This is a genomic window from Citrobacter sp. CK202 (genome assembly GCF_030333225.1).
GTDB classification, from domain to species: Bacteria; Pseudomonadota; Gammaproteobacteria; order Enterobacterales; family Enterobacteriaceae; genus Citrobacter_B; species Citrobacter_B koseri.
The window spans coordinates 127,488-147,964 of record NZ_JAOWGI010000021.1 but is presented as its reverse complement, the minus strand read 5'-3'; the positions used below and the strand labels follow the sequence as shown (position 1 = coordinate 147,964).

Below are 20,477 nucleotides of genomic sequence, written 5' to 3'. Positions count from 1 at the left end.
TCATGCTTCGTGGACACACGTTTTCTCGCTTTATCCGCAGCACGCAAAATAATCCGTTTAACGTTATCTATTTTTTATTTTATGCCGGGTGCCTGACGACCCTGGCGATGCTGCTGATCAATCCAGACGAAGCTTTAAAAGTTTTTATTGCATGTGCGGTTCTGTCGCTACCGATTATCGGTAAACACAGCAAGTCACTTCTGAGTGATAAGAAAAACCTGCTGTTACCCGTGATGCTGCTGCTCTTCGGTTTAGTACAAATTATTTGGGTTGAGATCTTTAAAGAACCGGGCTCATCCTTTACTGGCGCTTATCGCTCATACCAGAATGGCGGTAAAGTGATGATCTTTGCCGCACTGATTGTCACAGCCCTGCAATCGCCAATCGCATGTGCGATGAAAGATCGTATAACCCACTACTGGGTGATTGCGACGGCTGTTGGTTTGTATCTTTTTGCGGGTTATCAACTCCTCACCTCACCAGATCCGCTTAACTACCGTGTCGAACTGGGTTTTGAACATCCGACAGGAGCGGCTTATGCGTTGACGTTTGTCGCATTGCTCGCGTCACAGGCCATCATCAACTTGCGGCTGAAGCATACAATCCTGCTCTATTTATTACACTTTTTGGTATCACTGGCGGTTATCACTATAACGCAAACCCGCGCCGCCATTCTGGTCTATCCGGTTCTGAGCATAGGGCTATTTTTCTTACACTATCGGCATAACCGTACCGTTTTGCTGCGTACGTTACTGGCCTTTATTGTTCTCGCGGGGCTGGCGGCAATCCCTTTAAAATCGGTGATTGAAAAGCGCTATAACAGCTTCGTAACCGATATGCATTCTTACAGTAAGAAGAACAGTAATACCTCGATTGGCGCCCGACTCGCGATGCAAAGAGCGGGTATTGATGCTGGAAAAAACCACTACTGGGGCCAATCACTTGAACAACGCGATGCTGGAATGCGGGATTTTGCCCGACAGGATACCTCGTTAAGAGGAGCACTTGGGTTCGTCGACATCCATTTGCATAACGAATTCATTGATACTTTTTCTCTTAAAGGGATTTCTGGCGTCATCGCTCTGCTCTTTTTGTATCTGGCGATGTTTTTAAAAGCTTATACACAACGTAGCCCTCTGTTATTCATCATTTCCAGTGCTATAGTTATCTATGGTTTAAGCGACTTATTATTATACGCCAAAGGTGAAACTCTGAGCAGTATGCTGGCATTATGCGCGGCGATGATGCTGACACCAGGCACGATGAGAGAGTTATGCCATGATTAACGCTTCAGATTATTTGCTGAGCATTATTATACCGGCATACAACAATGCCGAATTCATTACGGATACGCTGGCGTCTTTACATCAGGGCATCACTAATGAGGTAGAAGTAATCATTATTAATGATGGCTCAACGGATTTGACTGAAGAACGCATAAATGCGTTTTATCGCGAACATCATTGCAACAACGTGAAATACATCTACCAGGAAAATCATGGTGTTGCGATTGCTCGCAACGTCGGGCTTTCACATGCGACAGGGAAGTATATTGGCTTTGTTGACAGCGATGACATTATTAGCCCGGATTATTTTTCGGTTCTTCTCCCTAAATTAAGAGAAGAGAAATATGATATCGTTGAATTCAACTTAACCCGTGACATTAATAATCTCTATCAATGCCAAAAAGATAAGCCGGACGCAGTAAAACAGAGTGAAATCACGTTAACGGATGAAAATTTAACGCAGTTATTACCCACTTTCCGTGCGGGTCAATGGCACCTTGTAACAAAATTCTTTCGCCGTGACATTATTGGGCAAGACCGCTTTGAAGAACATCATCGTTATGAGGACATTATTTTTTGTCCATTTCAATACTTTAAATGCCATAAGATCTTAAAAATAGATAACAAGCTATATTATTATCGAATAAACGATCGGAGCATTACCGAGAATATTCTTGAAAATGATGCGCAATATATTTTCTTCGCCATGCGTAAAATGTGTGACTATATAAAAGAAAATGATGAAAAACGAACTGTAGCCACATTAATGATCATTAACTGCTTCCTTGAGGGACGCAAGTTGCTGCGCAAGAAGAAAGGTTATTATCGCTACGAAGAAGATATGATCAGTGACATTCAAGATGCACTAACATGCTGTGATACAAGCATCGTTAAAAGAAAAGTTATTTATAAAATGAAGTACCCACACATTGATCGTTTTATTTCAAAAATACGATTTAAAGCCATAAACGCTTGCAAAATGTTATTTGTTAGCAAGGAAAGTTAATATGTTTGATAAAGTAGAAAGAATTCTTATTTGCAAGCTTAAGTTTTATGGCGATGTTCTGCTCATTACCCCTGTTATTGCCAGTCTCCAGGCACGTTATCCACACGCAAAAATTGATCTTCTTCTTTATAAAGACACCAGGGCAATTTTGGCTGCTGATGAGAGAATCAACAACTTTTACCTTATTGAAAAAAAGAAAGGTCTGCTGGAAACCATTAAAAATTATATATCGGTACGCCGCCAGCTGAAAAAAAACCACTATGACCTTATTGTCAACTTAACCGAGCAATGGCCTATTGGCGCACTTATCGCTTCCCTACGCCGCCCCTCTATTGCCTTTAAAAGGGACAAGAAGCAGTGGAATTGCCTTTTTACAAAAGTCACACCAACAACCGGAACTCATATTGTTGAGCAAAACTTATCCATTCTAAAAGGCCTCGACTTTAGTGAAAGCGAGCTCAAAAAAGAGATGTTGCTCTGCTATCGCGAGAGTGACTATCAATATTTACTAACTCAGCTTCCCGCGCTTCCCACGCAAAAATACGTTGTGATTCAACCCACTGCAAGACAGTCCTTTAAGTGCTGGGATGACGAGAAATTTGCGCATGTCATAGATTATTTGCAGCAACGCGGTCTGCATGTTTACCTGACCTGTGGGCCCGCAGTACAAGAACAGCAGCAGGTAGCGCGTATCGCCGGACTGTGTCAATCACCACCAGACCTGACGGTGGCAGGTAAAACGACCTTCCTGCAACTGGCGGCGTTAATCGATCATGCTGTGCTGTATATCGGCGTGGACTCCGCCCCCATGCATATGGCTGCCGCATTAGGTACGCCGCAGGTATGTTTGTTTGGCGCCACAAATTATCAACAGTGGAAACCCTGGTCAGATAAAGCTGCGCTGATCTGGGCAGGCGATTATCATCCAATGCCGACCCGGGCAGAACTGGACAGATCCCGGAAATACCTGACCTGGATACCAGAACACGCAGTTATTGACGCTATCGACACTGTGCTCCATGATAGCAACCCGGTTGAAGGAAATGAGACAGCGTAAATGGATAACAAAACTAACGTAATTAATATTGCCTACTGCACAGATGCTAATTATCTGGAGTATGTTGCCGTATCCATTATGTCTGTCATAATGAATAACCCTGAGCAATCTCTCGCATTTTTTGTCTTTGTCTATGATGTCAGTGATGAAGATATTGCGAAGCTACAGTCGACCAGCAATAAAATTCAGGTTATCACGATCGATAAGGCTGATATTGAAAAATATAACAATGATTTTGCGATAAAACATCTCAATCGCTCAACTTATATGCGTCTGGCTGTGCCCCGTTTACTTCAAGACAAAGTAGAACGTTTTATCTATCTTGATGCCGATACGCTATGCTTTGACTCACTCAGTGAGATTAACAGCGTTGATATTGATGATGTTGTTTGCGCCGTCAGCCATGACTCTCTCAACATTCATGATAATAAACACGCCCGGCGATTAGGGCTGAGCATCGATCACTATTTTAACGCTGGTTTCCTCTATATTAATGTCGCAAACTGGATTAAGCATGACATTGAACATAAAGCAAATACCGTGTTATTTGAGCAAGGAAAATCATTGCCTTACTTTGATCAGGATGCACTCAACATTGCAATGAACGGCAATATTACGTTTATTGATAACCGCTGGAATTTCCTGTTTAACTGGTTTACTGACGAACAGAAAGAAAATTTCTTCTATCACAGTGACACGCTGCCAAGAATCATTCATTTTACGGGCGGAAGAAAGCCGTGGTATAAAGAACATACGGGACTGTCGCAACAGCTTTATATTTTCTACCACCATTTCACGCCCTGGCGGAATGCAGAGTTACGCTCTTATGCCCCTCGTATGAGGCCTACCGATTATCGGGTGTACTCCCGTCAGGCGGCAAAAAAAGGTAATTATTTTACCGCCATAAAATGGTACGCAAAGTACCTCAAAACCAAGATTCATTAAAAAAAGCTCCCCGAGGGGAGCTTTTTTACTTACCTTTGACTTTTTCGGCCAGATAGCCTATGTAGCTGATAATTGAAGCAATATATTTACCCTGTAGCCTTTCATGACGTGACTTCTTCTTATACTGCTTTGGCGTTCTGGCAGGCAACAACGGCACATTCGCCCATGGTGAAGCCTTCCATGCCTCCACAAAATACTGTGCAGACGGATAATTTGCCCAGGAATTCCAGGGTTTAGTTACCCCAATATAGTGAATAAGAATGGTATCCGCCGTTATATATTCTTTATAGCGTGATATATCTTTGCTTTTTAACTCTTGTTTTATACCATATATCGCATTGTAGATACGCGGTAAAAAGATCACCTTATTTAAGAAAAGAATATTTAAAACATCCTGATCGGGGAAAGAGAGTTTCTGATTTTTATCCAGGAGGATATCAAATGCAGCACCAATAAAGTTCTGCTCTTTCCACTTTTTAAGATTCGCATAGATCACACCAGAGTTAAAATAATCACTATTTTTCTCAATATCTCTGGCAGGACTATCATCGACGTCCCTTACTACCGCAGCAACATGCTCATCAAGGTTGAGATGACTCAATTCAACAAGTGAGCCTTTGCATATCACGTCTGCATCAATGTACAGGAGTGAATCAACTTTTTCACCTAAATATTCAAATGCGATAAAACGGAAATACATCGCATGAGACCAGGCATTACCGCTGGGCAATACCTTTAGCCCCTCGGCATCCATAACATATATTGAGATGTTAGTAGAGAATTGCTGCGCCAGCATACTTATTTTCTGTTGATAATCATCATCCACATAATCAGTAAAAAGATGGAAATGGATATTGATGTCTTTATTATGTATCAACACTGATGTCATCGAAATCGCGGCGCCAAACATGAAATTTTTATCAACACCCCAGGCGATATTGAGCTGTGGGCTCTCCCCGGCTGGTGCTTGATTAAAATCAAGTATCTTTTTTATAGACTGATGGCAATCAAAAATCATTCACTACACCTATTTAAATTTATTTTCAACAAGCCACTCAATGCACTTTAGCGCCGTGTAGCTTATTTTTAATATACATTATATGGCTAAATATAGAACGAATATATTTTCGCTGTATCCTTTCATGGCGTGACTTGCGCTTATATAATTTTGCCGTATTTGCATTGAGTAACGATTTTTCTGCCCATGCCGATTTTTTATAAGCCTCAATAAAGTACTTAGAAACCGGATAGTTAGCCCACGTATGCCACGGTTTTGTCACGCCGACATAATGAATTAATACCGTACTCTCAGTGATAAAGTCCTGATAACGATATTCATTTTTATTCTTCAGCTCCTGGTCTACGCCATAAATACAATTAAAATCACGCCTCAGCAGGATCACATGCCCAACAAATAAGATATTCAGGATATCCTGGTCAAAATAAAGAAGTTCTTTCTGACGCTCATGCAAAACCTCAAAGGCTTTGGATAACAGTTTTTTTTCTCTCCAGACATGGAGATTAGCGAATACCACCCCTGAATTAAAATAGTCACGAGCTAACTCAGGAATACCCAGCCTCTGCCCGGATTTTAAACGTACTCGATCAATATCATTAACAACAGCCGCATATTCTCCGGCAAAATGAATATCCGTCAGTTCCCGCAGCGAATTTTTACAAACGATATCGGCATCCAGATACAGCACAGAATCCAGTTCACGACTTAAATACTCGAACGCAAAATAGCGATAGTACATCGCATAGGTCCATGCTTTAGTACTCGGCAACTTGCGAAACGCCTCATTATCGAAAACTAAGACCGTTACCGTTGTACCATACATTTGCGTGAGTCGTTCCACGCTTTCCAGGTACTCATCATCAACATAGTCCGTCACAACATAGAAATGGATATCAATATCAGGGTTGTTCACCAACACTGATGTCATTGAAATTCCAGAGCCAAATAAAAAATTTCGATCTACACCATATGCAATATTCAACTTTTTGCTTTTCTGGTGTGTAGCGTTGTCGATAACCTTTTTTTGAATTATTACGTTTTCAAAATCAATGTTCATGATGAGATCACCTCAAACCCTGTATGTGATTTTATAACGCTTTTCTTATCGTTCTTTGTTTGATTTTTTGTGCTTTCTCCGCCGCTTGCTCAAGCAAACTGGCTTCCTTGCGAAGAATTTCACGCAGTGGCATCGAGAAATAAACGCGTAAAAAACGATAAATATCTCTCGAGGTCAGGCCAATTTCGAGTGAGGAGAAATAGAGTCCAATCAGATCCTTATCACGCCAGCGACGCGGCACCCGGCGACGAATTTGCGCGCGATGCAGATCAATCACGGAAAGTTTTATATCAGCCACATCAGCCGGTAATGGTTGCTGTAGTAAAAAATGGCAAATATAACAATCCCGATGATTCACCCCACCACGATGCATTTTCCCCACCATCTCCGCCAGTCGGGTGATAATGGTTCGTTTTAAGGTAAGGTCAGGACGTTCTTCACTCCACCTGGCGCAAAAGTCTTCAAGGCTTATTGCCGGCGAGAGATCTTCCGTGATGATAAACGATGTCCGCTGCAACGGATTAAACCCTTTTTGCCCAAACGCGACGCCGGTCATGGTATCAACATTCAGTGATTGCAGACGGTGAATAGCCAGCCACTCGCGATCCGCGCCAAGAACGGGCATACGCAAGGAAATAAGGTTTTTTAGCACTTCTTTCAGCGTGGTTCCGTGATGGTATTTCAGGAAATACCCTTTACCCATCATCTCAAAACGCAGCGTCCGCCGGGTCTCCAGAGCGCGGAAAACCTCTCCGTCCAGTTTCGTTACTTCGACAAACGGATCTTTACCTTGCCACTGCGTAGCGAATGGCTCTTTTAATTCAATCATTCTCAAAACCTAAAATGATATCAGCCGCTTTATCAGCCAGACTGTAGAGATCTTCTGTATCGGCAAAGTGTCTTGCATGACTTGCCCATTCACTTCGCTGCTCACCTTTCTCCAGCGCATCGCAGAGGGAAGCATTCAGGACTTCCTGTGCAAAAGGCTCCGGTATAACAACGCCACACTGCGCAGCATTGATATAGTGCGCATATCCACAAACTTCGGTAGTCAGCACGGGTAGCCCGGCGACAATCGCCTCTAATAATACGATTCCGGCCGCTTCCTGAACGGCAGGATGAAGCAGCAAATCAGCAGCAGACATCAGCGCTGAAATATCATCGCGCCCTGAAAAAAACTGCACCTGCTTCTCAATCCCTAGTTGACGCGCCTGGGCCTGATACCGGTCGGCCTTGTCTTGCCCGACAACCATCAATTGCGTACATTGACGTATTGCTTCAGGTAAAGAAGCTACCGCCAGTAACGTTCTTGGTACGCCTTTGCGTTTAAAATCCGAACCTACCTGCAAAAGCAGGAACTGATCTAACCCAATGCCATTTTTTTCTCTGACAATCTGTCTGCTGTTTTCAGGTTGCTGGCTGTATTTCCTGTCCGGGTATATCCCTGGCGGCAAAATATGAAAACGACGATCCTCAGTATGATAATGATGCTTAAAGTCACCGATTTGCTTATTTGTTAACATCAAAAGCTCGGTATGAGCACCTTGCTGGAAGGTCGCTTTTTCAAAAGCTGCATAGTGCTTATAACGACTGGTCAGCTTATAAAAGAAACCCTTTTCACGGGCGACTTTTTCCGCGTAGCACACATCTGCCGCATAATAGACATCAAGCCCGGGCATTTTATTAAACCCAACGACGCGATCGACGGGATGTTGGCTCAGGAAACTCTGAACCCACTGATAATACTGTTCATTTTTTCCATGATTAGTTCTGGCAGTCACCGGAACAAGGATAATTTCAAGGTCGGAGGGACGTTCGCCCTGCCACTGCTGAGTCAATACCTGAACATGATGGCCACGCGCCGCAACCGTATGCGCTATTCGCAGGAAATCACGCTGCAACCCGCCATAGGGAAAATATTTGTACAAACAAAAAGCAATGGTCATGCAATAATATCCGCGTTACGTCGCCAAACATCCCAGGCCAGGCAGGTAAAAGCGCCGTAATCTTTGTCTGCAAACAAAGACTACCCTCCATATTCCCGGCGCCCTGAAGGCTGATGGCTGCCTGAATTTGCGCAGTAGTATACCATTGATTAGCTCCCGAACCGAAATGAATGTTTTTTAAGCAAAAAGTTAATTTTTAATTTCAAAACAATAAGATGTAAACCATTACTATTGAAGGACAGAGTACGATTTCACGCGTTATTCGGCGTTAACAGCCTGTTTTGATGTATCTGGAGAAAAACACCTACCGCAAATAATGTATTGTCAATTCAGGTGTTTTAGTGCAACAAGGATAAAAATGATGGTAAAGCCCAGGCTAAATACATAGAATCCCCAGCACATCCATCAGTCAGCTATTTACTATGCTCGAATTGCTTTACACCGCCCTTCTCTACCTTATTCAGCCCTTGATCTGGATACGGCTTTGGGTGCGTGGACGTAAAGCGCCAGCCTACCGTAAACGCTGGGGCGAACGTTACGGTTTTTACCGTCATCCGCTTAAACCTGGCGGGATCATGCTGCATTCCGTCTCTGTGGGTGAAACACTGGCGGCAATTCCTTTAGTTCGCGCCCTGCGACACCGTTATCCTGATTTGCCGATTACCGTCACCACCATGACGCCTACCGGCTCAGAGCGCGTACAGTCCGCATTTGGCAGCGATGTTCAGCACGTCTATCTTCCTTATGATTTGCCCGATGCGCTCAACCGTTTCCTGAATAAAGTTGACCCTAAACTGGTGTTGATTATGGAAACCGAGCTCTGGCCGAACCTGATTGCCGCACTGCATAAACGTCATATTCCGTTGGTTATCGCCAACGCGCGCCTTTCCGCCCGGTCGGCTGCTGGCTATACAAAGCTGGGGAAATTTGTTCGCAGACTGCTGCGCCGCATTACGCTAATTGCGGCGCAAAATGAAGAAGATGGCGCGCGTTTTATCGCGTTGGGTGCGAAAAATAACCAGCTCACCGTCACCGGCAGTCTGAAATTTGATATTTCCGTGACGCCACAGCTTGCAGCAAAAGCGGTTACGCTGCGTCGCCAGTGGGCGCCACACCGCCCGGTGTGGATCGCCACCAGTACGCATGACGGCGAAGAGAGTATTGTTATCGCCGCCCATCAGGCATTGCTGCATCAATTCCCTAACCTGTTGCTGATTCTGGTTCCTCGCCATCCAGAGCGGTTCCCGGATGCGATTAACCTCGTGCGCCAGGCAGGGCTCAGCTATACCACGCGTTCCTCAGGAGAGGTGCCGTCCGCCAGTACCCAGGTTGTTATTGGCGATACAATGGGCGAATTAATGCTACTGTATGGTATTGCGGATCTCGCATTTGTCGGCGGTTCGCTGGTTGAACGCGGAGGACATAACCCGCTGGAAGCTGCCGCACACGCGATACCGGTATTGATGGGCCCTCATACCTTTAACTTCAAAGATATTTGCGCCCGACTGGAGCAAGCAAGCGGGCTGATTACCGTAACCGATGCCACAACGCTGGTAAAAGAGGTTTCGTCTTTACTGACCGACGCGGATTATCGTAATTTCTACGGTCGACATGCCGTTGAAGTGCTGTACCAAAACCAGGGTGCGCTACAGCGTCTGTTACAACTGCTGGAACCTTACCTGCCACCGAAAACGCATTGAGGGCTGTCATGCAAAAACGGGCGATTTACCCAGGAACCTTCGATCCGATCACCAACGGCCATATTGATATCGTGACGCGCGCGACGCAGATGTTCGATCACGTTATCCTCGCCATTGCCGCCAGCCCCAGCAAAAAACCGATGTTTACCCTTGAAGAGCGTGTAGCGCTGGCGCAACAGGTGACGGCGCACCTCGGCAACGTGGAAGTCATGGGATTCAGCGATTTAATGGCCAACTTCGCGCGCATTCAGCAGGCAAATATTTTGATTCGCGGCCTGCGCGCCGTGGCTGATTTTGAATATGAAATGCAGCTGGCGCACATGAATCGCCATTTAATGCCGCAGCTTGAAAGCGTCTTCCTGATGCCTTCAAAAGAGTGGTCTTTTATCTCTTCTTCGCTGGTAAAAGAAGTGGCGCGCCATCAGGGCGACGTTACCCACTTCTTACCGGAGAACGTTCATCAGGCCTTGATGGATAAGCTGAAGTAAAACGCTTTTGCCGGATGGCGCGTCAGCGCGTTATCCGGCCTGCAATCCATCTTATTTCTGACACTGACGGCAGTAGAACGTCGCCCGTTGCGCGTGTTTAGTTGCAACGATCGGCGTACCGCAAACCCGGCACGGTTCCCCTTTACGTCCGTAAACCTGCAACTCCTGAGCAAAATAGCCCGGCTTACCATCGCTTTGCAGAAAATCTTTCAACGTTGTACCACCCTGCTCGATGGAACGCAGTAAAACGGCCTTAATCACGCGGGCCAGCAGCTCACACTCAGCCTGCGATAATGACGACGCCAGACGGTCAGGATGGATGCCAGCCGCAAACAACGACTCGCTGGCGTAGATATTTCCCACGCCCACCACCAGTTTGTTATCCATCAGCCAGGGTTTAATTGCCGTTTTCTTCTTCGCACATTTCTGCTGCAAATAAGCCCCGTTAAAATCGTCGCTCAGCGGCTCCGGGCCGAGATGCGCCAGCACGTTATGCCCTTCCAGCTCTTTCGTCCACAGCCAGGCGCCGAAGCGGCGAGGATCGGTGTAGCGCAGGACTTTGCCATTGCTCATCACCAGATCAACGTGGTCATGTTTTTCAGCGGGAAGTTCTTCAGGAAGGATACGCAAACTGCCCGACATTCCCAGATGAATGATGATCCAGCCATCCGGTAACTCCAGCAGCAAATATTTCGCACGGCGTTGAACGCTGAGAACGGGTTTATCGCTCAGGCGGTAGATCTCTTCCGATACCGGCCAGCGCAGACGTCCATTACGCACATTGGCATGCAGAATGGTTGCCCCAACCAGATGCGGTTCAATGCCGCGGCGGCTGGTTTCAACTTCAGGTAATTCAGGCATAACGTCTCCGGCTCTGTTTCAGGTCTCATTAATATGGGGACGGCCAGAAAACAAAAAACCCCGCCGAAGCGAGGTTTTTCACTACATCAAAGCGAGAATTATTTGATTTTCGCTTCTTTGTAGATAACGTGCTGACGGACAACTGGATCGAACTTTTTCAGTTCCAGTTTTTCCGGCTTAGTACGTTTGTTCTTCGTGGTGGTATAGAAGTGACCAGTACCAGCAGAAGAAACCAGCTTGATTTTCTCACGAATACCTTTAGCCATGATTTATTTCCTCTAAGTACTTAGTACTTTTCGCCACGGGCACGCAGTTCGGACAGAACTGTTTCGATGCCTTTCTTATCAATTACACGCATACCTTTAGCAGATACACGCAGGGTGACAAAACGCTTCTCGCTCTCAACCCAGAAACGGTGAGAGTGCAGGTTAGGCAGGAAACGGCGTTTAGTCGCGTTCAGTGCGTGGGAACGGTTGTTACCGGTCACCGGACGCTTGCCAGTAACTTGGCAGACTCGGGACATGTCTATTCTCCAAAAATCAAATTAGCTCGAGCTTCGTATGGGGTATTGGCGCCTCGTCAGGCTTCTCAGCCTGGTTATCGCAGTTCATTGTGAACTCTCGATTGCCAGGCCCAAATGCCAAACCCGAGATTCTCAAAGGTGGCGTAGTATACGCTGTGTAAGCGATGTGCTCAAGTCCCGAACAGACAAAGATCCCGATGGATCGCGCGAAGTGTTCTAAATCCAACCACGTTCGGCAAAAGAAACGTACTCTCCGCGCCCAATCACAAGGTGATCCAGTACTCGTATATCCATGAACTGACAACATTTTACGACACGTTCGGTGATGAGTTTATCCGCTTTGCTCGGTTCTGCACACCCCGAGGGGTGATTATGCGCAAGGATCACCGCAGAAGCATTTAATTTTATCGCCTCGCGGATAATCTCGCGCGGATGCACCTCGACATGATTCAGCGTGCCGGAAAAAAGACGGCTGTGTTTAATCACCCGGTGCCGGGCATCCAGAAAGATCACAAGGAAGATCTCCCGCTCTTCCCCCGCCAACTGGCTTTGCAGAAACTCACGCGTCATTTCCGGGCTCAACAACGCGTTTTCCTTCATCATGCGCGCCTTGTAATAGCGCCTTGCCAGTTCGGCAATCCCCTTAAGCTGCGCATACTTAGCGATACCGATACCTGTACCGCGAAATTGCGCGAAATCCGCAGACAGCAACCCATAGAGCGACCCACTGCGTTGCAGCGTTTCATGCGCCAGAGCCATCACATCTTTTCCTGGCACTCCTGTACGTAAAAAGAGCGCCAGCAGTTCAACATCCGTCAGCGAACCAATTCCTGACTTCAACATTTTTTCCCGGGGCATTAAACGTTCCGGCGCATCCATACGTTCACCTCCTTAAGCACGCCTCATGGTGGCATAGCTCCTGGGGTGAATCGACGCCCGTATTTCACTCCTGCGTAGCGCCTCGCAAAGTGAATTACGGGCAACTGCACGACGGGATTCAGGATTGTGATAAAATGTTCGCCTTCTGGTGCAATCCAACAGGAAAGATCATGATGAGCCTGGCTGGCAAAAAAATCGTTCTCGGCATGAGCGGCGGCATTGCTGCCTATAAAGCCCCTGAACTGGTGCGTCGTTTACGCGAACGTGGCGCCGACGTTCGCGTGGCGATGACCGAAGCGGCAAAAGCCTTTATCACGCCCCTGAGCCTACAGGCGGTGTCGGGTTATCCCGTCTCTGACAGTCTGCTTGACCCTGCCGCAGAAGCCGCGATGGGCCATATTGAGCTGGGGAAATGGGCGGATTTAGTTATCCTCGCGCCAGCCACGGCAGATCTGATCGCTCGCGTCGCTGCCGGTATGGCCAACGATCTGGTTTCAACGATTTGTCTGGCGACACCCGCCCCGATTGCCGTGCTTCCGGCCATGAATCAGCAAATGTATCGCGCCGCCGCCACGCAACATAATCTGGATGTACTCGCGTCACGCGGAATGCTTATCTGGGGGCCGGACAGCGGCAGCCAGGCGTGTGGAGACGTGGGGCCAGGACGCATGCTCGACCCGTTGACCATTGTGGATATGGCGGCAGCGCATTTCTCCCCTGTCAACGATCTGCAACATCTCAACATCATGATTACGGCGGGCCCGACGCGCGAGCCGCTCGATCCGGTGCGTTATATCTCTAACCACAGCTCCGGTAAGATGGGATTTGCCATTGCCGCCGCCGCCGCACGACGCGGCGCCAACGTTACGCTGGTTTCCGGCCCCGTTGCGCTGCCCACGCCACCTTTTGTTCAGCGCATTGATGTGATGACCGCGCTGGAAATGGAAGCGGCAGTCCAGGCAGCGGTTCAGAAGCAGCATATTTTCATCGGCTGTGCTGCGGTTGCTGATTACCGTGCAGCCGCCGTCGCCAGTGAAAAAATTAAGAAACAGGCGACGCAGGGCGATGAATTAACAGTAAAAATGGTCAAGAACCCTGATATTGTCGCCGGGGTCGCCGCACTCAAAGACAAGCGTCCTTATGTCGTTGGGTTTGCCGCGGAAACAAATAATGTGGAAGAATACGCCCGGCAAAAACGTATCCGCAAAAACCTTGATCTGATCTGCGCGAACGATGTTTCGCTTTCAACTCAAGGATTTAATAGCGACAGCAACGCATTACACCTTTTCTGGCAGGATGGAGATAAAGCCTTACCGCTCGAACGGAAAGCGCTCCTGGGCCAATTATTACTCGACGAGATCGTGACCCGTTATGATGAAAAAAATCGACGTTAAGATTCTGGACCCGCGCGTTGGGCAGCAATTTCCGCTTCCAACTTATGCCACCTCCGGCTCCGCCGGACTTGACCTGCGCGCCTGTCTCGATGACGCCGTAGAACTGGCGCCTGGCGCAACAACGCTGGTGCCGACCGGTCTGGCGATTCATATTGCCGATCCGTCTCTGGCGGCGGTAATGCTGCCACGTTCCGGCCTGGGCCATAAGCATGGTATTGTGCTCGGCAATCTGGTCGGCCTGATCGACTCTGACTATCAGGGTCAGTTAATGGTTTCCATCTGGAACCGTGGCCAGGACAGCTTTACCATTGAGCCAGGCGAACGTATTGCTCAGATGGTTTTCGTACCGGTTGTACAGGCCGAATTTAATCTGGTGGAAGAGTTTGAAGCCACCGACCGTGGTGAAGGCGGCTTCGGCCATTCTGGTCGCAAGTAAGACATTTACGCATCCTGATAACGACATAACATCGCCGCAAACGCTGAGTTTGCGGTCATAGTGTGGATGCTCGCCTGGCAAGTGCTTATTTTCAGGGGTATTTTGTAACATGGCAGAAAAACAAACTGCGAAAAGGAATCGTCGCGAAGAAATACTTCAGTCTCTGGCGCTGATGCTGGAATCCAGCGATGGAAGCCAACGCATCACAACAGCGAAACTGGCAGCCTCCGTCGGCGTTTCTGAAGCGGCGCTGTATCGCCATTTTCCCAGTAAGACTCGCATGTTCGATAGTCTGATTGAGTTTATCGAAGACAGTCTGATTACCCGTATCAATCTGATCTTAAAAGATGAGAAAGACACCAGCGCGCGTCTGCGTTTAATTGTGTTGTTGATTCTGGGCTTCGGCGAACGCAACCCAGGCCTGACGCGTATTCTCACCGGTCATGCGTTAATGTTTGAACAAGATCGCCTGCAAGGACGAATTAACCAGCTGTTTGAGCGCATTGAAGCGCAGCTGCGTCAGGTTCTGCGGGAAAAAAGAATGCGCGAAGGCGAAGGGTACGCCACGGATGAAACCCTGCTGGCAAGTCAGTTGCTGGCGTTTTGTGAAGGGATGTTGTCCCGCTTTGTACGCAGCGAGTTCAAATACCGCCCAACGGACGATTTCGACGCCCGCTGGCCGTTGGTTGCCGCGCAATTGCAGTAACAGCGTAGCCGGATGGCGGCGATGCCTTATCCGGCCTTACAGGCCCGGTAAGCGCTACGCCGCCGGGCAATTTACTTAAACCCCGTACGCTTCCCGATACGCGCGCACTGCCGCCAGATGTTCCGCCATCTCTGGTTTCTCTTCCAGATACGCAATCAGGTCTTTCAGCGTGATAATCGAGATCACCTGACACTCGTAATCGCGTTCCACTTCCTGAATTGCGGAAATCTCGCCACGGCCACGCTCCTGACGATCCAAAGAAATCAGCACCCCCGCCAGACTTGCGCCATTCGCCTGGATAATCTCCATTGATTCACGAATCGCAGTACCCGCAGTGATCACATCATCCACCAGCATCACGCGTCCCTGTAATGGGCTCCCGACCAGACTTCCGCCTTCACCGTGGTCTTTGGCTTCCTTACGGTTAAAGCAGTACGGCAGGTCTTTGTCATGGTGTTCCGCCAGTGCAACAGCGGTGGTCGTCGCAATCGGAATACCTTTATAGGCCGGACCAAACAGCAGATCGAAACCGATACCCGAATCCACCAACGCTTCGGCATAAAAACGTCCCAGCAGAGCCAGATCGCGCCCGGTATTAAACAGCCCGGCGTTGAAGAAATAGGGGCTTTTGCGCCCGGATTTCAGCGTAAATTCGCCAAACTTTAGTACCTGCTTGTTAAGCGCAAACTCAATAAACTGGCGCTGATACGGTTTCATGGATTCGCTCCTCATTTCACTTTATTACAGACAAAAAAAAGGCGACTCGCTGGTCGCCTTAAAATCAATTTTCTAACGCTGCTTTCTGCGTCGCTACAATGGATTCGATTCCCCCTCGGGCTAATGCCAACAAGGTAAGGAGTTCTTCGTGACTGAACGGCTCGCCTTCTGCCGTTCCCTGCACTTCAATAATTCGACCGTCTTCGGTCATTACCACGTTCATATCGGTTTCAGCCGCGGAGTCTTCAACGTACTCCAGATCGCAGAGCGCTTCACCATTCACGATGCCGACGGAAACCGCAGCCACCATCCCTTTCATCGGGTTGGTTTTCAGCTTACCGTTCGCGACCAGCTTGTTCAGCGCATCGGCCAGCGCAACGCAAGCCCCGGAGATAGATGCAGTACGCGTACCGCCGTCCGCCTGGATCACATCGCAATCCAGAGTGATAGTAAACTCGCCAAGCGTTTTAAGATCGACAGCAGCGCGCAGCGCGCGGGCGATCAGACGCTGGATTTCCATCGTGCGGCCGCCCTGCTTGCCTTTCGCCGCTTCACGCGCGTTACGAGTATGCGTAGCGCGTGGCAACATGCCATATTCTGCGGTGATCCACCCTTGGCCCTGCCCTTTCAAAAAGCGCGGTACGCCTTCTTCGATGGATGCCGTGCACAGCACTTTGGTATCTCCAAATTCGACCAGCACCGAGCCTTCAGCGTGTTTTGTATAGTTACGGGTCAGGGTTACGGGACGCACCTGATTAGCGCTACGGCCTGCTGGACGCATATTGAGATCTCCGGCTTGAAACGAATGTGGCTGCGCATTATACGGACTTCCGGCGGTTATTCCTATCCTGACAAGGCATGGATGGCTATAATCCTTCCATCTCTCCTTTAAAAACAGGAACGTCTATGATCCGCAGTATGACCGCCTACGCCCGGCGTGAAATCAAGGGTGAATGGGGTAGCGCTACCTGGGAAATGCGCTCGGTAAACCAGCGTTATCTGGAAACGTATTTTCGTCTGCCGGAACAGTTCCGTAGCCTTGAACCTGTTGTACGCGAACGCATTCGTACACGCCTGACGCGCGGAAAAATCGAATGTACTTTACGCTTTGAACCCGATGCCAGCGCGCAAGGCGAACTCATTCTGAATGAGAAGCTGGCAAAGCAGCTCGTTGCCTCCGCGAACTGGGTCAAAATGCAGAGCGATGAAGGGGAAATCAACCCGGTAGATATCCTGCGTTGGCCGGGCGTCATGGCCGCCCAGGAACAGGATCTGGACGCGATTGCCGCAGAGATCCTCGCCGCGCTGGACGGGACGCTGGATGACTTCATTGTCGCCCGGGAAACCGAAGGTCAGGCTTTGAAAGCGCTGATTGAGCAGCGTCTGGAAGGCGTCAGCGCTGAGGTAGTGAAAGTCCGCGCCCATATGCCGGAAATCCTGCAATGGCAGCGCGAACGTCTGGTAGCAAAACTGGAAGACGCACAGGTACAACTGGAAAATAACCGCCTGGAGCAAGAGCTGGTGCTGATGGCACAGCGCATTGACGTGGCGGAAGAGCTGGATCGTCTGGACGCGCACGTCAAAGAAACCTACAACATCCTGAAGAAAAAAGAGGCGGTTGGCCGTCGTCTGGACTTTATGATGCAGGAGTTCAACCGCGAGTCGAACACGCTGGCCTCCAAATCCATCAATGCTGATGTCACCAATTCTGCAATTGAGCTGAAAGTATTGATCGAGCAAATGCGCGAGCAAATTCAGAACATCGAGTAAACCTCATTCCCACGTAGCCCGTCGCGATGCGATGGTGCTACGTGCTTCCTTTACACTCCATACTGCCCTCGCCACTTTCGGATTACTTTTTCTTATCCATTTTCTAATCCATTAAAAATGAATAACGCATAAATAGCGGATGAATCGCAATATCAGCATAAAATATAGTTATTAAAATTGCTTCACCTTAGAAAATCTCAATCGTGATATTACGCACAAATCGTTAGTCTCTGCCCTCAGTAAACCAGGGGGAAGACATGCTGTTACACGTTCTCTACTTAATTGGCATTACTGCCGAAGCCATGACCGGGGCGCTCGCTGCGGGTCGACGCCGCATGGATACATTTGGCGTTATTATCATTGCCACCGCGACAGCAATTGGCGGCGGTTCCGTACGCGATATTCTGCTCGGTCACTATCCGCTCGGTTGGGTACAGCACCCTGAGTACGTGATTATTGTCGCTTCTGCTGCGGTTCTGACGACGATCGTCGCCCCTGTAATGCCTTACCTACGCAAACTGTTCCTTGTACTTGATGCGCTGGGCTTAGTGGTCTTTTCTATTATCGGCGCTCAGGTTGCGCTGGATATGGGGCATAGCCCGGTCATCGCTATTGTGGCGGCTGTCATTACCGGCGTATTTGGCGGCGTATTGCGTGACATGTTCTGCAAACGTATTCCGCTGGTCTTCCAGAAAGAGCTGTATGCTGGTGTTTCCTTTGCGTCTGCCGTGTTGTACATCGCGCTACAACACTACGTATCCAACCAAGACGTCGTGGTTATCTCCACGCTGGTTTTTGGCTTTACCGCTCGCTTGCTGGCGCTGCGTCTCAAACTTGGCCTGCCGGTGTTTTACTATCGCCACGAAGGTCACTAAGGGCTAAAGCCGTTAATATGCCGGGCAGCCAGCCAGTTGCCCAGCGCCCGTATTTCCGGGTTATCCCGCCACTGGATGACCCGCCTGGCGCGCCCCTCCCCTGTCGTCGGAAGCTGTTGCCAGTATTCTGCCGTGCGTGCCAGTAACTGCCCCCATGAACGATCGCCGTTGGCCTTAAGCGCCCCCTGCGTTAACGGTATGCCCATCGCCATCACCCAGCGGATAAATGGCCGATGCCGCACCAGGTTAAACTGATGCCACAACTGCTTGCTTTTTTCTTTACTAAACCCAGGTGTCGCCTGTAGTTGTTCCTGCGTTAACGCGAGCCAGGAGAAAATATGCTCGAAACGATGCGCCTGGTGAAGCACACGCCATCCTGCTTCCCCCATCCCGTCAACCTCCAGCGCCTCCTTCGACCCCAGCCAGACCAGCCTGGCGATGAACTGCTCCTGGCATACCTCGGTCGCATAAAAACAGGTTAATGCGTGATAGCGATTCCCGGGCGGTGCGGGCTTATCCCGTTGAGTGCTACGCCAGACAACCTTATCAATACGCGGAATCCCCTGTCCGGCAAGGCTGACAAGAATGTGGTCACCTGGCGCAATGTCCCACTCCTCCCAACGCCTGACAGACCCTACATTTACGCGCTTCACCCGTTTATCATCCAGCATTACTGGCGCAAGCGACGCCACAACCGAGATTTTCCCGCTCTTGCCGACAGCGAACTGAACCCCGGTGACTTCAGCTACTTTTGCGACCGGAGGATACTTCCAGGCAACCAGCCAGTCGCCCTGCCCGGGCATCCAGTGTCTGGCCTCAGGTTCTTTACCCGTTCTTACCACGACTCCATCAGTAACGAACGGTAATCCCGTTGTCCACCATGCTGTACGCACGCGTTCAACATCATCAGCGCTTTTCACCGGTTGAGAATATTGTTGTGCAAAGCCAAATCCTGCCCCGGACAGTTGACGCAAGCGCTCAGGCATCGTTGCCGGGCCATCAGGCCATGCCCAGATGAAAACAGACAGCGACTGGAGCGACGAGGTGTTATTCTGGCGCATCATCATTCCGGCGACCTTCGAGCGGGCATTCATTCCTCCCATCTGCCGCTGAATATGGTTGTCGCGCAGCAAAAAAATCTCACCCTGCAACGTGCTATTGGCAAGCGCGCCTTTTGTGCTTTGCGGTACTGCGGGTATTAAACGCACCTTCTGCGTCCAGTCCTCGCCTTTAAGCCCGCTTCCCCGGCTAATCGCGCTGACCAGGCGCCCATCCCGGTATACGAGAGTAACCGCCACTCCATCCACTTTCGGTTGCACCCACAAATCGCTGCGCTTACGCATCCACTGCTGCACCGCCTGTTTGTCCGCAAGCTTTCGCACACCCGTATGCGGAACAGGATGGGGCAATGAGCCGCTCACTGGCGGCGCCAGTTCTGCCCCGGTATCACCGCCAAAGCAGCGTTGCCACTGCACCAATTGCGCGCTGAGCTGATCGTAAACACTATCGTCTACCGCACTAACCCCCTGCTGCCAGTAACTGTCGTTCCACTGGGCGAGCTGCTGCTGTAGCCGGGCGATTTCGTCATTCGCTCTGGCTGGCGACCAGTCAGGGCAAGCCGCCCATACCGGGAAATGCCACAGCAACAGACTCAGCACGATACTTTTCCCTCTTCTCATCAGTACCTCCGCTGTAGATTGCGGGCCAGGTATAACGCGGGGCGTCATCAAAACCGAGAGGCAAAAAGCGATCGTGCGAACACGCTTCCAGACATTTTCATTGATTGCAGTAACTACACGGTAAATCAGGAAAC

The 20,477-nt window shown here is 49.1% G+C and carries 22 protein-coding genes; 11 read left to right on the top strand and 11 right to left on the bottom strand.

Annotation, left to right across the window (positions count from 1 at the left end; translation table 11 throughout):
• Window positions 1-2: 2 nt before the first annotated feature.
• The 4 genes from OGX84_RS06420 to OGX84_RS06405 are packed head-to-tail and all read left to right on the top strand — an operon-like array spanning window position 3 to window position 4,294.
• The gene (locus OGX84_RS06420) at window positions 3-1,286 is read left to right on the top strand and encodes an O-antigen ligase family protein (RefSeq protein ID WP_181574528.1); all 1,284 of its coding nucleotides are present in this window, start codon (window positions 3-5) and stop codon (window positions 1,284-1,286) included.
• Window positions 1,279-2,292, top strand: a complete 1,014-nt coding sequence (locus tag OGX84_RS06415; protein ID WP_047460269.1) for a glycosyltransferase family 2 protein — start codon at window positions 1,279-1,281, stop codon at window positions 2,290-2,292. Before OGX84_RS06420 ends, OGX84_RS06415 begins: the two co-directional genes overlap by 8 nt.
• Before the next feature lies 1 nt (window position 2,293).
• Entirely contained in the window at window positions 2,294-3,349 is a 1,056-nt protein-coding gene (gene rfaQ, locus OGX84_RS06410) for a lipopolysaccharide core heptosyltransferase RfaQ (RefSeq protein WP_112001405.1), read from the top strand.
• The gene (locus OGX84_RS06405) at window positions 3,350-4,294 is read left to right on the top strand and encodes a glycosyltransferase family 8 protein (RefSeq protein ID WP_112001404.1); all 945 of its coding nucleotides are present in this window, start codon (window positions 3,350-3,352) and stop codon (window positions 4,292-4,294) included.
• Window positions 4,295-4,319: 25 nt separating this feature from the next.
• Here OGX84_RS06405 and OGX84_RS06400 read toward each other — a convergent pair whose 3' ends face one another.
• Genes OGX84_RS06400 through OGX84_RS06385 form a run of 4 tightly spaced genes read right to left on the bottom strand, consistent with a single transcriptional unit; the run spans window position 4,320 to window position 8,315 of the window.
• The gene (locus tag OGX84_RS06400; protein ID WP_047460263.1) at window positions 4,320-5,312 is read right to left on the bottom strand and encodes a glycosyltransferase family 8 protein; all 993 of its coding nucleotides are present in this window, start codon (window positions 5,310-5,312) and stop codon (window positions 4,320-4,322) included.
• Between the two features lie 37 nt (window positions 5,313-5,349).
• Window positions 5,350-6,369 (bottom strand): glycosyltransferase family 8 protein, encoded by a 1,020-nt coding sequence (locus OGX84_RS06395; protein WP_012135766.1) that lies wholly within the window; start codon window positions 6,367-6,369, stop codon window positions 5,350-5,352.
• Window positions 6,370-6,400: 31 nt separating this feature from the next.
• Entirely contained in the window at window positions 6,401-7,198 is a 798-nt protein-coding gene (gene rfaP, locus OGX84_RS06390) for a lipopolysaccharide core heptose(I) kinase RfaP (protein WP_112001403.1), read from the bottom strand.
• A complete protein-coding gene (locus OGX84_RS06385) occupies window positions 7,191-8,315 on the bottom strand; it encodes a glycosyltransferase family 4 protein (protein WP_112001402.1) in 1,125 nt (374 codons plus the stop codon). The genes rfaP and OGX84_RS06385 overlap by 8 nt, the downstream gene beginning before the upstream one ends.
• Before the next feature lie 422 nt (window positions 8,316-8,737).
• Between OGX84_RS06385 and waaA the strand changes: the two genes are divergently transcribed.
• Complete coding sequence (waaA, locus tag OGX84_RS06380) at window positions 8,738-10,015, top strand: lipid IV(A) 3-deoxy-D-manno-octulosonic acid transferase (protein ID WP_012135770.1); 1,278 nt, start codon at window positions 8,738-8,740, stop codon at window positions 10,013-10,015.
• Between the two features lie 8 nt (window positions 10,016-10,023).
• Window positions 10,024-10,503, top strand: coding sequence for a pantetheine-phosphate adenylyltransferase (gene coaD / locus OGX84_RS06375; protein ID WP_112001401.1), 480 nt, complete (start codon window positions 10,024-10,026; stop codon window positions 10,501-10,503).
• Between the two features lie 51 nt (window positions 10,504-10,554).
• Here the strand turns inward: coaD and mutM are convergent, their stop codons facing one another.
• The 4 genes from mutM to radC form a co-directional block, all read right to left on the bottom strand.
• Window positions 10,555-11,364: a bifunctional DNA-formamidopyrimidine glycosylase/DNA-(apurinic or apyrimidinic site) lyase gene (gene mutM / locus OGX84_RS06370; protein ID WP_071259180.1), complete on the bottom strand. Its 810-nt coding sequence runs from the start codon at window positions 11,362-11,364 to the stop codon at window positions 10,555-10,557.
• Window positions 11,365-11,462: 98 nt separating this feature from the next.
• Entirely contained in the window at window positions 11,463-11,630 is a 168-nt protein-coding gene (rpmG, locus tag OGX84_RS06365; RefSeq protein WP_001051798.1) for a 50S ribosomal protein L33, read from the bottom strand.
• Between the two features lie 20 nt (window positions 11,631-11,650).
• Window positions 11,651-11,887 carry a 50S ribosomal protein L28 gene (gene rpmB, locus OGX84_RS06360; protein WP_003024071.1) on the bottom strand — a complete coding sequence of 79 codons (237 nt, stop codon included), beginning with the start codon at window positions 11,885-11,887 and terminating at the stop codon, window positions 11,651-11,653.
• A gap of 216 nt (window positions 11,888-12,103) precedes the next feature.
• A complete protein-coding gene (radC, locus tag OGX84_RS06355) occupies window positions 12,104-12,766 on the bottom strand; it encodes a RadC family protein (RefSeq protein WP_047460249.1) in 663 nt (220 codons plus the stop codon).
• Window positions 12,767-12,939: 173 nt separating this feature from the next.
• Here radC and coaBC point away from each other — a divergent pair, with 173 nt between their 5' ends.
• The 3 genes from coaBC (at window position 12,940) to slmA (ending at window position 15,302) form a co-directional block, all read left to right on the top strand.
• Window positions 12,940-14,160, top strand: a complete 1,221-nt coding sequence (coaBC, locus tag OGX84_RS06350) for a bifunctional phosphopantothenoylcysteine decarboxylase/phosphopantothenate--cysteine ligase CoaBC (protein ID WP_112001689.1) — start codon at window positions 12,940-12,942, stop codon at window positions 14,158-14,160.
• A complete protein-coding gene (gene dut, locus OGX84_RS06345) occupies window positions 14,138-14,596 on the top strand; it encodes a dUTP diphosphatase (protein ID WP_006687626.1) in 459 nt (152 codons plus the stop codon). The genes coaBC and dut overlap by 23 nt, the downstream gene beginning before the upstream one ends.
• Window positions 14,597-14,705: 109 nt before the next feature.
• Window positions 14,706-15,302: a nucleoid occlusion factor SlmA gene (gene slmA, locus OGX84_RS06340; RefSeq protein ID WP_012135776.1), complete on the top strand. Its 597-nt coding sequence runs from the start codon at window positions 14,706-14,708 to the stop codon at window positions 15,300-15,302.
• 75 nt (window positions 15,303-15,377) lie between these two features.
• On the opposite strand, the gene pyrE is transcribed toward slmA, so the two are convergent.
• Complete coding sequence (pyrE, locus tag OGX84_RS06335) at window positions 15,378-16,019, bottom strand: orotate phosphoribosyltransferase (protein WP_112001400.1); 642 nt, start codon at window positions 16,017-16,019, stop codon at window positions 15,378-15,380.
• A gap of 64 nt (window positions 16,020-16,083) precedes the next feature.
• Window positions 16,084-16,800: a ribonuclease PH gene (gene rph / locus OGX84_RS06330; protein ID WP_012135779.1), complete on the bottom strand. Its 717-nt coding sequence runs from the start codon at window positions 16,798-16,800 to the stop codon at window positions 16,084-16,086.
• A gap of 125 nt (window positions 16,801-16,925) precedes the next feature.
• Between rph and OGX84_RS06325 the strand changes: the two genes are divergently transcribed.
• Together OGX84_RS06325 and OGX84_RS06320 are read left to right on the top strand one after the other, a co-directional pair.
• Window positions 16,926-17,789 (top strand): YicC/YloC family endoribonuclease, encoded by an 864-nt coding sequence (locus tag OGX84_RS06325; protein WP_012135780.1) that lies wholly within the window; start codon window positions 16,926-16,928, stop codon window positions 17,787-17,789.
• Window positions 17,790-18,046: 257 nt separating this feature from the next.
• Window positions 18,047-18,664 (top strand): trimeric intracellular cation channel family protein, encoded by a 618-nt coding sequence (locus OGX84_RS06320; protein ID WP_012135781.1) that lies wholly within the window; start codon window positions 18,047-18,049, stop codon window positions 18,662-18,664.
• On the opposite strand, the gene ligB is transcribed toward OGX84_RS06320, so the two are convergent.
• On the bottom strand, window positions 18,661-20,343 hold the full coding sequence (gene ligB, locus OGX84_RS06315) for an NAD-dependent DNA ligase LigB (protein WP_112001399.1): 1,683 nt from the start codon (window positions 20,341-20,343) through the stop codon (window positions 18,661-18,663). The genes OGX84_RS06320 and ligB overlap by 4 nt on opposite strands.
• Window positions 20,344-20,477: the final 134 nt, after the last annotated feature.

Excerpts from the sequence above, each read along its gene's own strand:
- OGX84_RS06420 (WP_181574528.1), top strand. The coding sequence starts at position 3 with ATGCTTCGTGGACACACGTTTTCTCGCTTTATCCGCAGCACGCAAAAT.
- OGX84_RS06415 (WP_047460269.1), top strand. The coding sequence starts at position 1,279 with ATGATTAACGCTTCAGATTATTTGCTGAGCATTATTATACCGGCATAC.
- rfaQ (WP_112001405.1), top strand. The coding sequence starts at position 2,294 with ATGTTTGATAAAGTAGAAAGAATTCTTATTTGCAAGCTTAAGTTTTAT.
- OGX84_RS06405 (WP_112001404.1), top strand. The coding sequence starts at position 3,350 with ATGGATAACAAAACTAACGTAATTAATATTGCCTACTGCACAGATGCT.
- OGX84_RS06400 (WP_047460263.1), bottom strand. The coding sequence starts at position 5,312 with ATGATTTTTGATTGCCATCAGTCTATAAAAAAGATACTTGATTTTAAT.
- OGX84_RS06395 (WP_012135766.1), bottom strand. The coding sequence starts at position 6,369 with ATGAACATTGATTTTGAAAACGTAATAATTCAAAAAAAGGTTATCGAC.
- rfaP (WP_112001403.1), bottom strand. The coding sequence starts at position 7,198 with ATGATTGAATTAAAAGAGCCATTCGCTACGCAGTGGCAAGGTAAAGAT.
- OGX84_RS06385 (WP_112001402.1), bottom strand. The coding sequence starts at position 8,315 with ATGACCATTGCTTTTTGTTTGTACAAATATTTTCCCTATGGCGGGTTG.
- waaA (WP_012135770.1), top strand. The coding sequence starts at position 8,738 with ATGCTCGAATTGCTTTACACCGCCCTTCTCTACCTTATTCAGCCCTTG.
- coaD (WP_112001401.1), top strand. The coding sequence starts at position 10,024 with ATGCAAAAACGGGCGATTTACCCAGGAACCTTCGATCCGATCACCAAC.
- mutM (WP_071259180.1), bottom strand. The coding sequence starts at position 11,364 with ATGCCTGAATTACCTGAAGTTGAAACCAGCCGCCGCGGCATTGAACCG.
- rpmG (WP_001051798.1), bottom strand. The coding sequence starts at position 11,630 with ATGGCTAAAGGTATTCGTGAGAAAATCAAGCTGGTTTCTTCTGCTGGT.
- rpmB (WP_003024071.1), bottom strand. The coding sequence starts at position 11,887 with ATGTCCCGAGTCTGCCAAGTTACTGGCAAGCGTCCGGTGACCGGTAAC.
- radC (WP_047460249.1), bottom strand. The coding sequence starts at position 12,766 with ATGGATGCGCCGGAACGTTTAATGCCCCGGGAAAAAATGTTGAAGTCA.
- coaBC (WP_112001689.1), top strand. The coding sequence starts at position 12,940 with ATGAGCCTGGCTGGCAAAAAAATCGTTCTCGGCATGAGCGGCGGCATT.
- dut (WP_006687626.1), top strand. The coding sequence starts at position 14,138 with ATGATGAAAAAAATCGACGTTAAGATTCTGGACCCGCGCGTTGGGCAG.
- slmA (WP_012135776.1), top strand. The coding sequence starts at position 14,706 with ATGGCAGAAAAACAAACTGCGAAAAGGAATCGTCGCGAAGAAATACTT.
- pyrE (WP_112001400.1), bottom strand. The coding sequence starts at position 16,019 with ATGAAACCGTATCAGCGCCAGTTTATTGAGTTTGCGCTTAACAAGCAG.
- rph (WP_012135779.1), bottom strand. The coding sequence starts at position 16,800 with ATGCGTCCAGCAGGCCGTAGCGCTAATCAGGTGCGTCCCGTAACCCTG.
- OGX84_RS06325 (WP_012135780.1), top strand. The coding sequence starts at position 16,926 with ATGATCCGCAGTATGACCGCCTACGCCCGGCGTGAAATCAAGGGTGAA.
- OGX84_RS06320 (WP_012135781.1), top strand. The coding sequence starts at position 18,047 with ATGCTGTTACACGTTCTCTACTTAATTGGCATTACTGCCGAAGCCATG.
- ligB (WP_112001399.1), bottom strand. The coding sequence starts at position 20,343 with ATGAGAAGAGGGAAAAGTATCGTGCTGAGTCTGTTGCTGTGGCATTTC.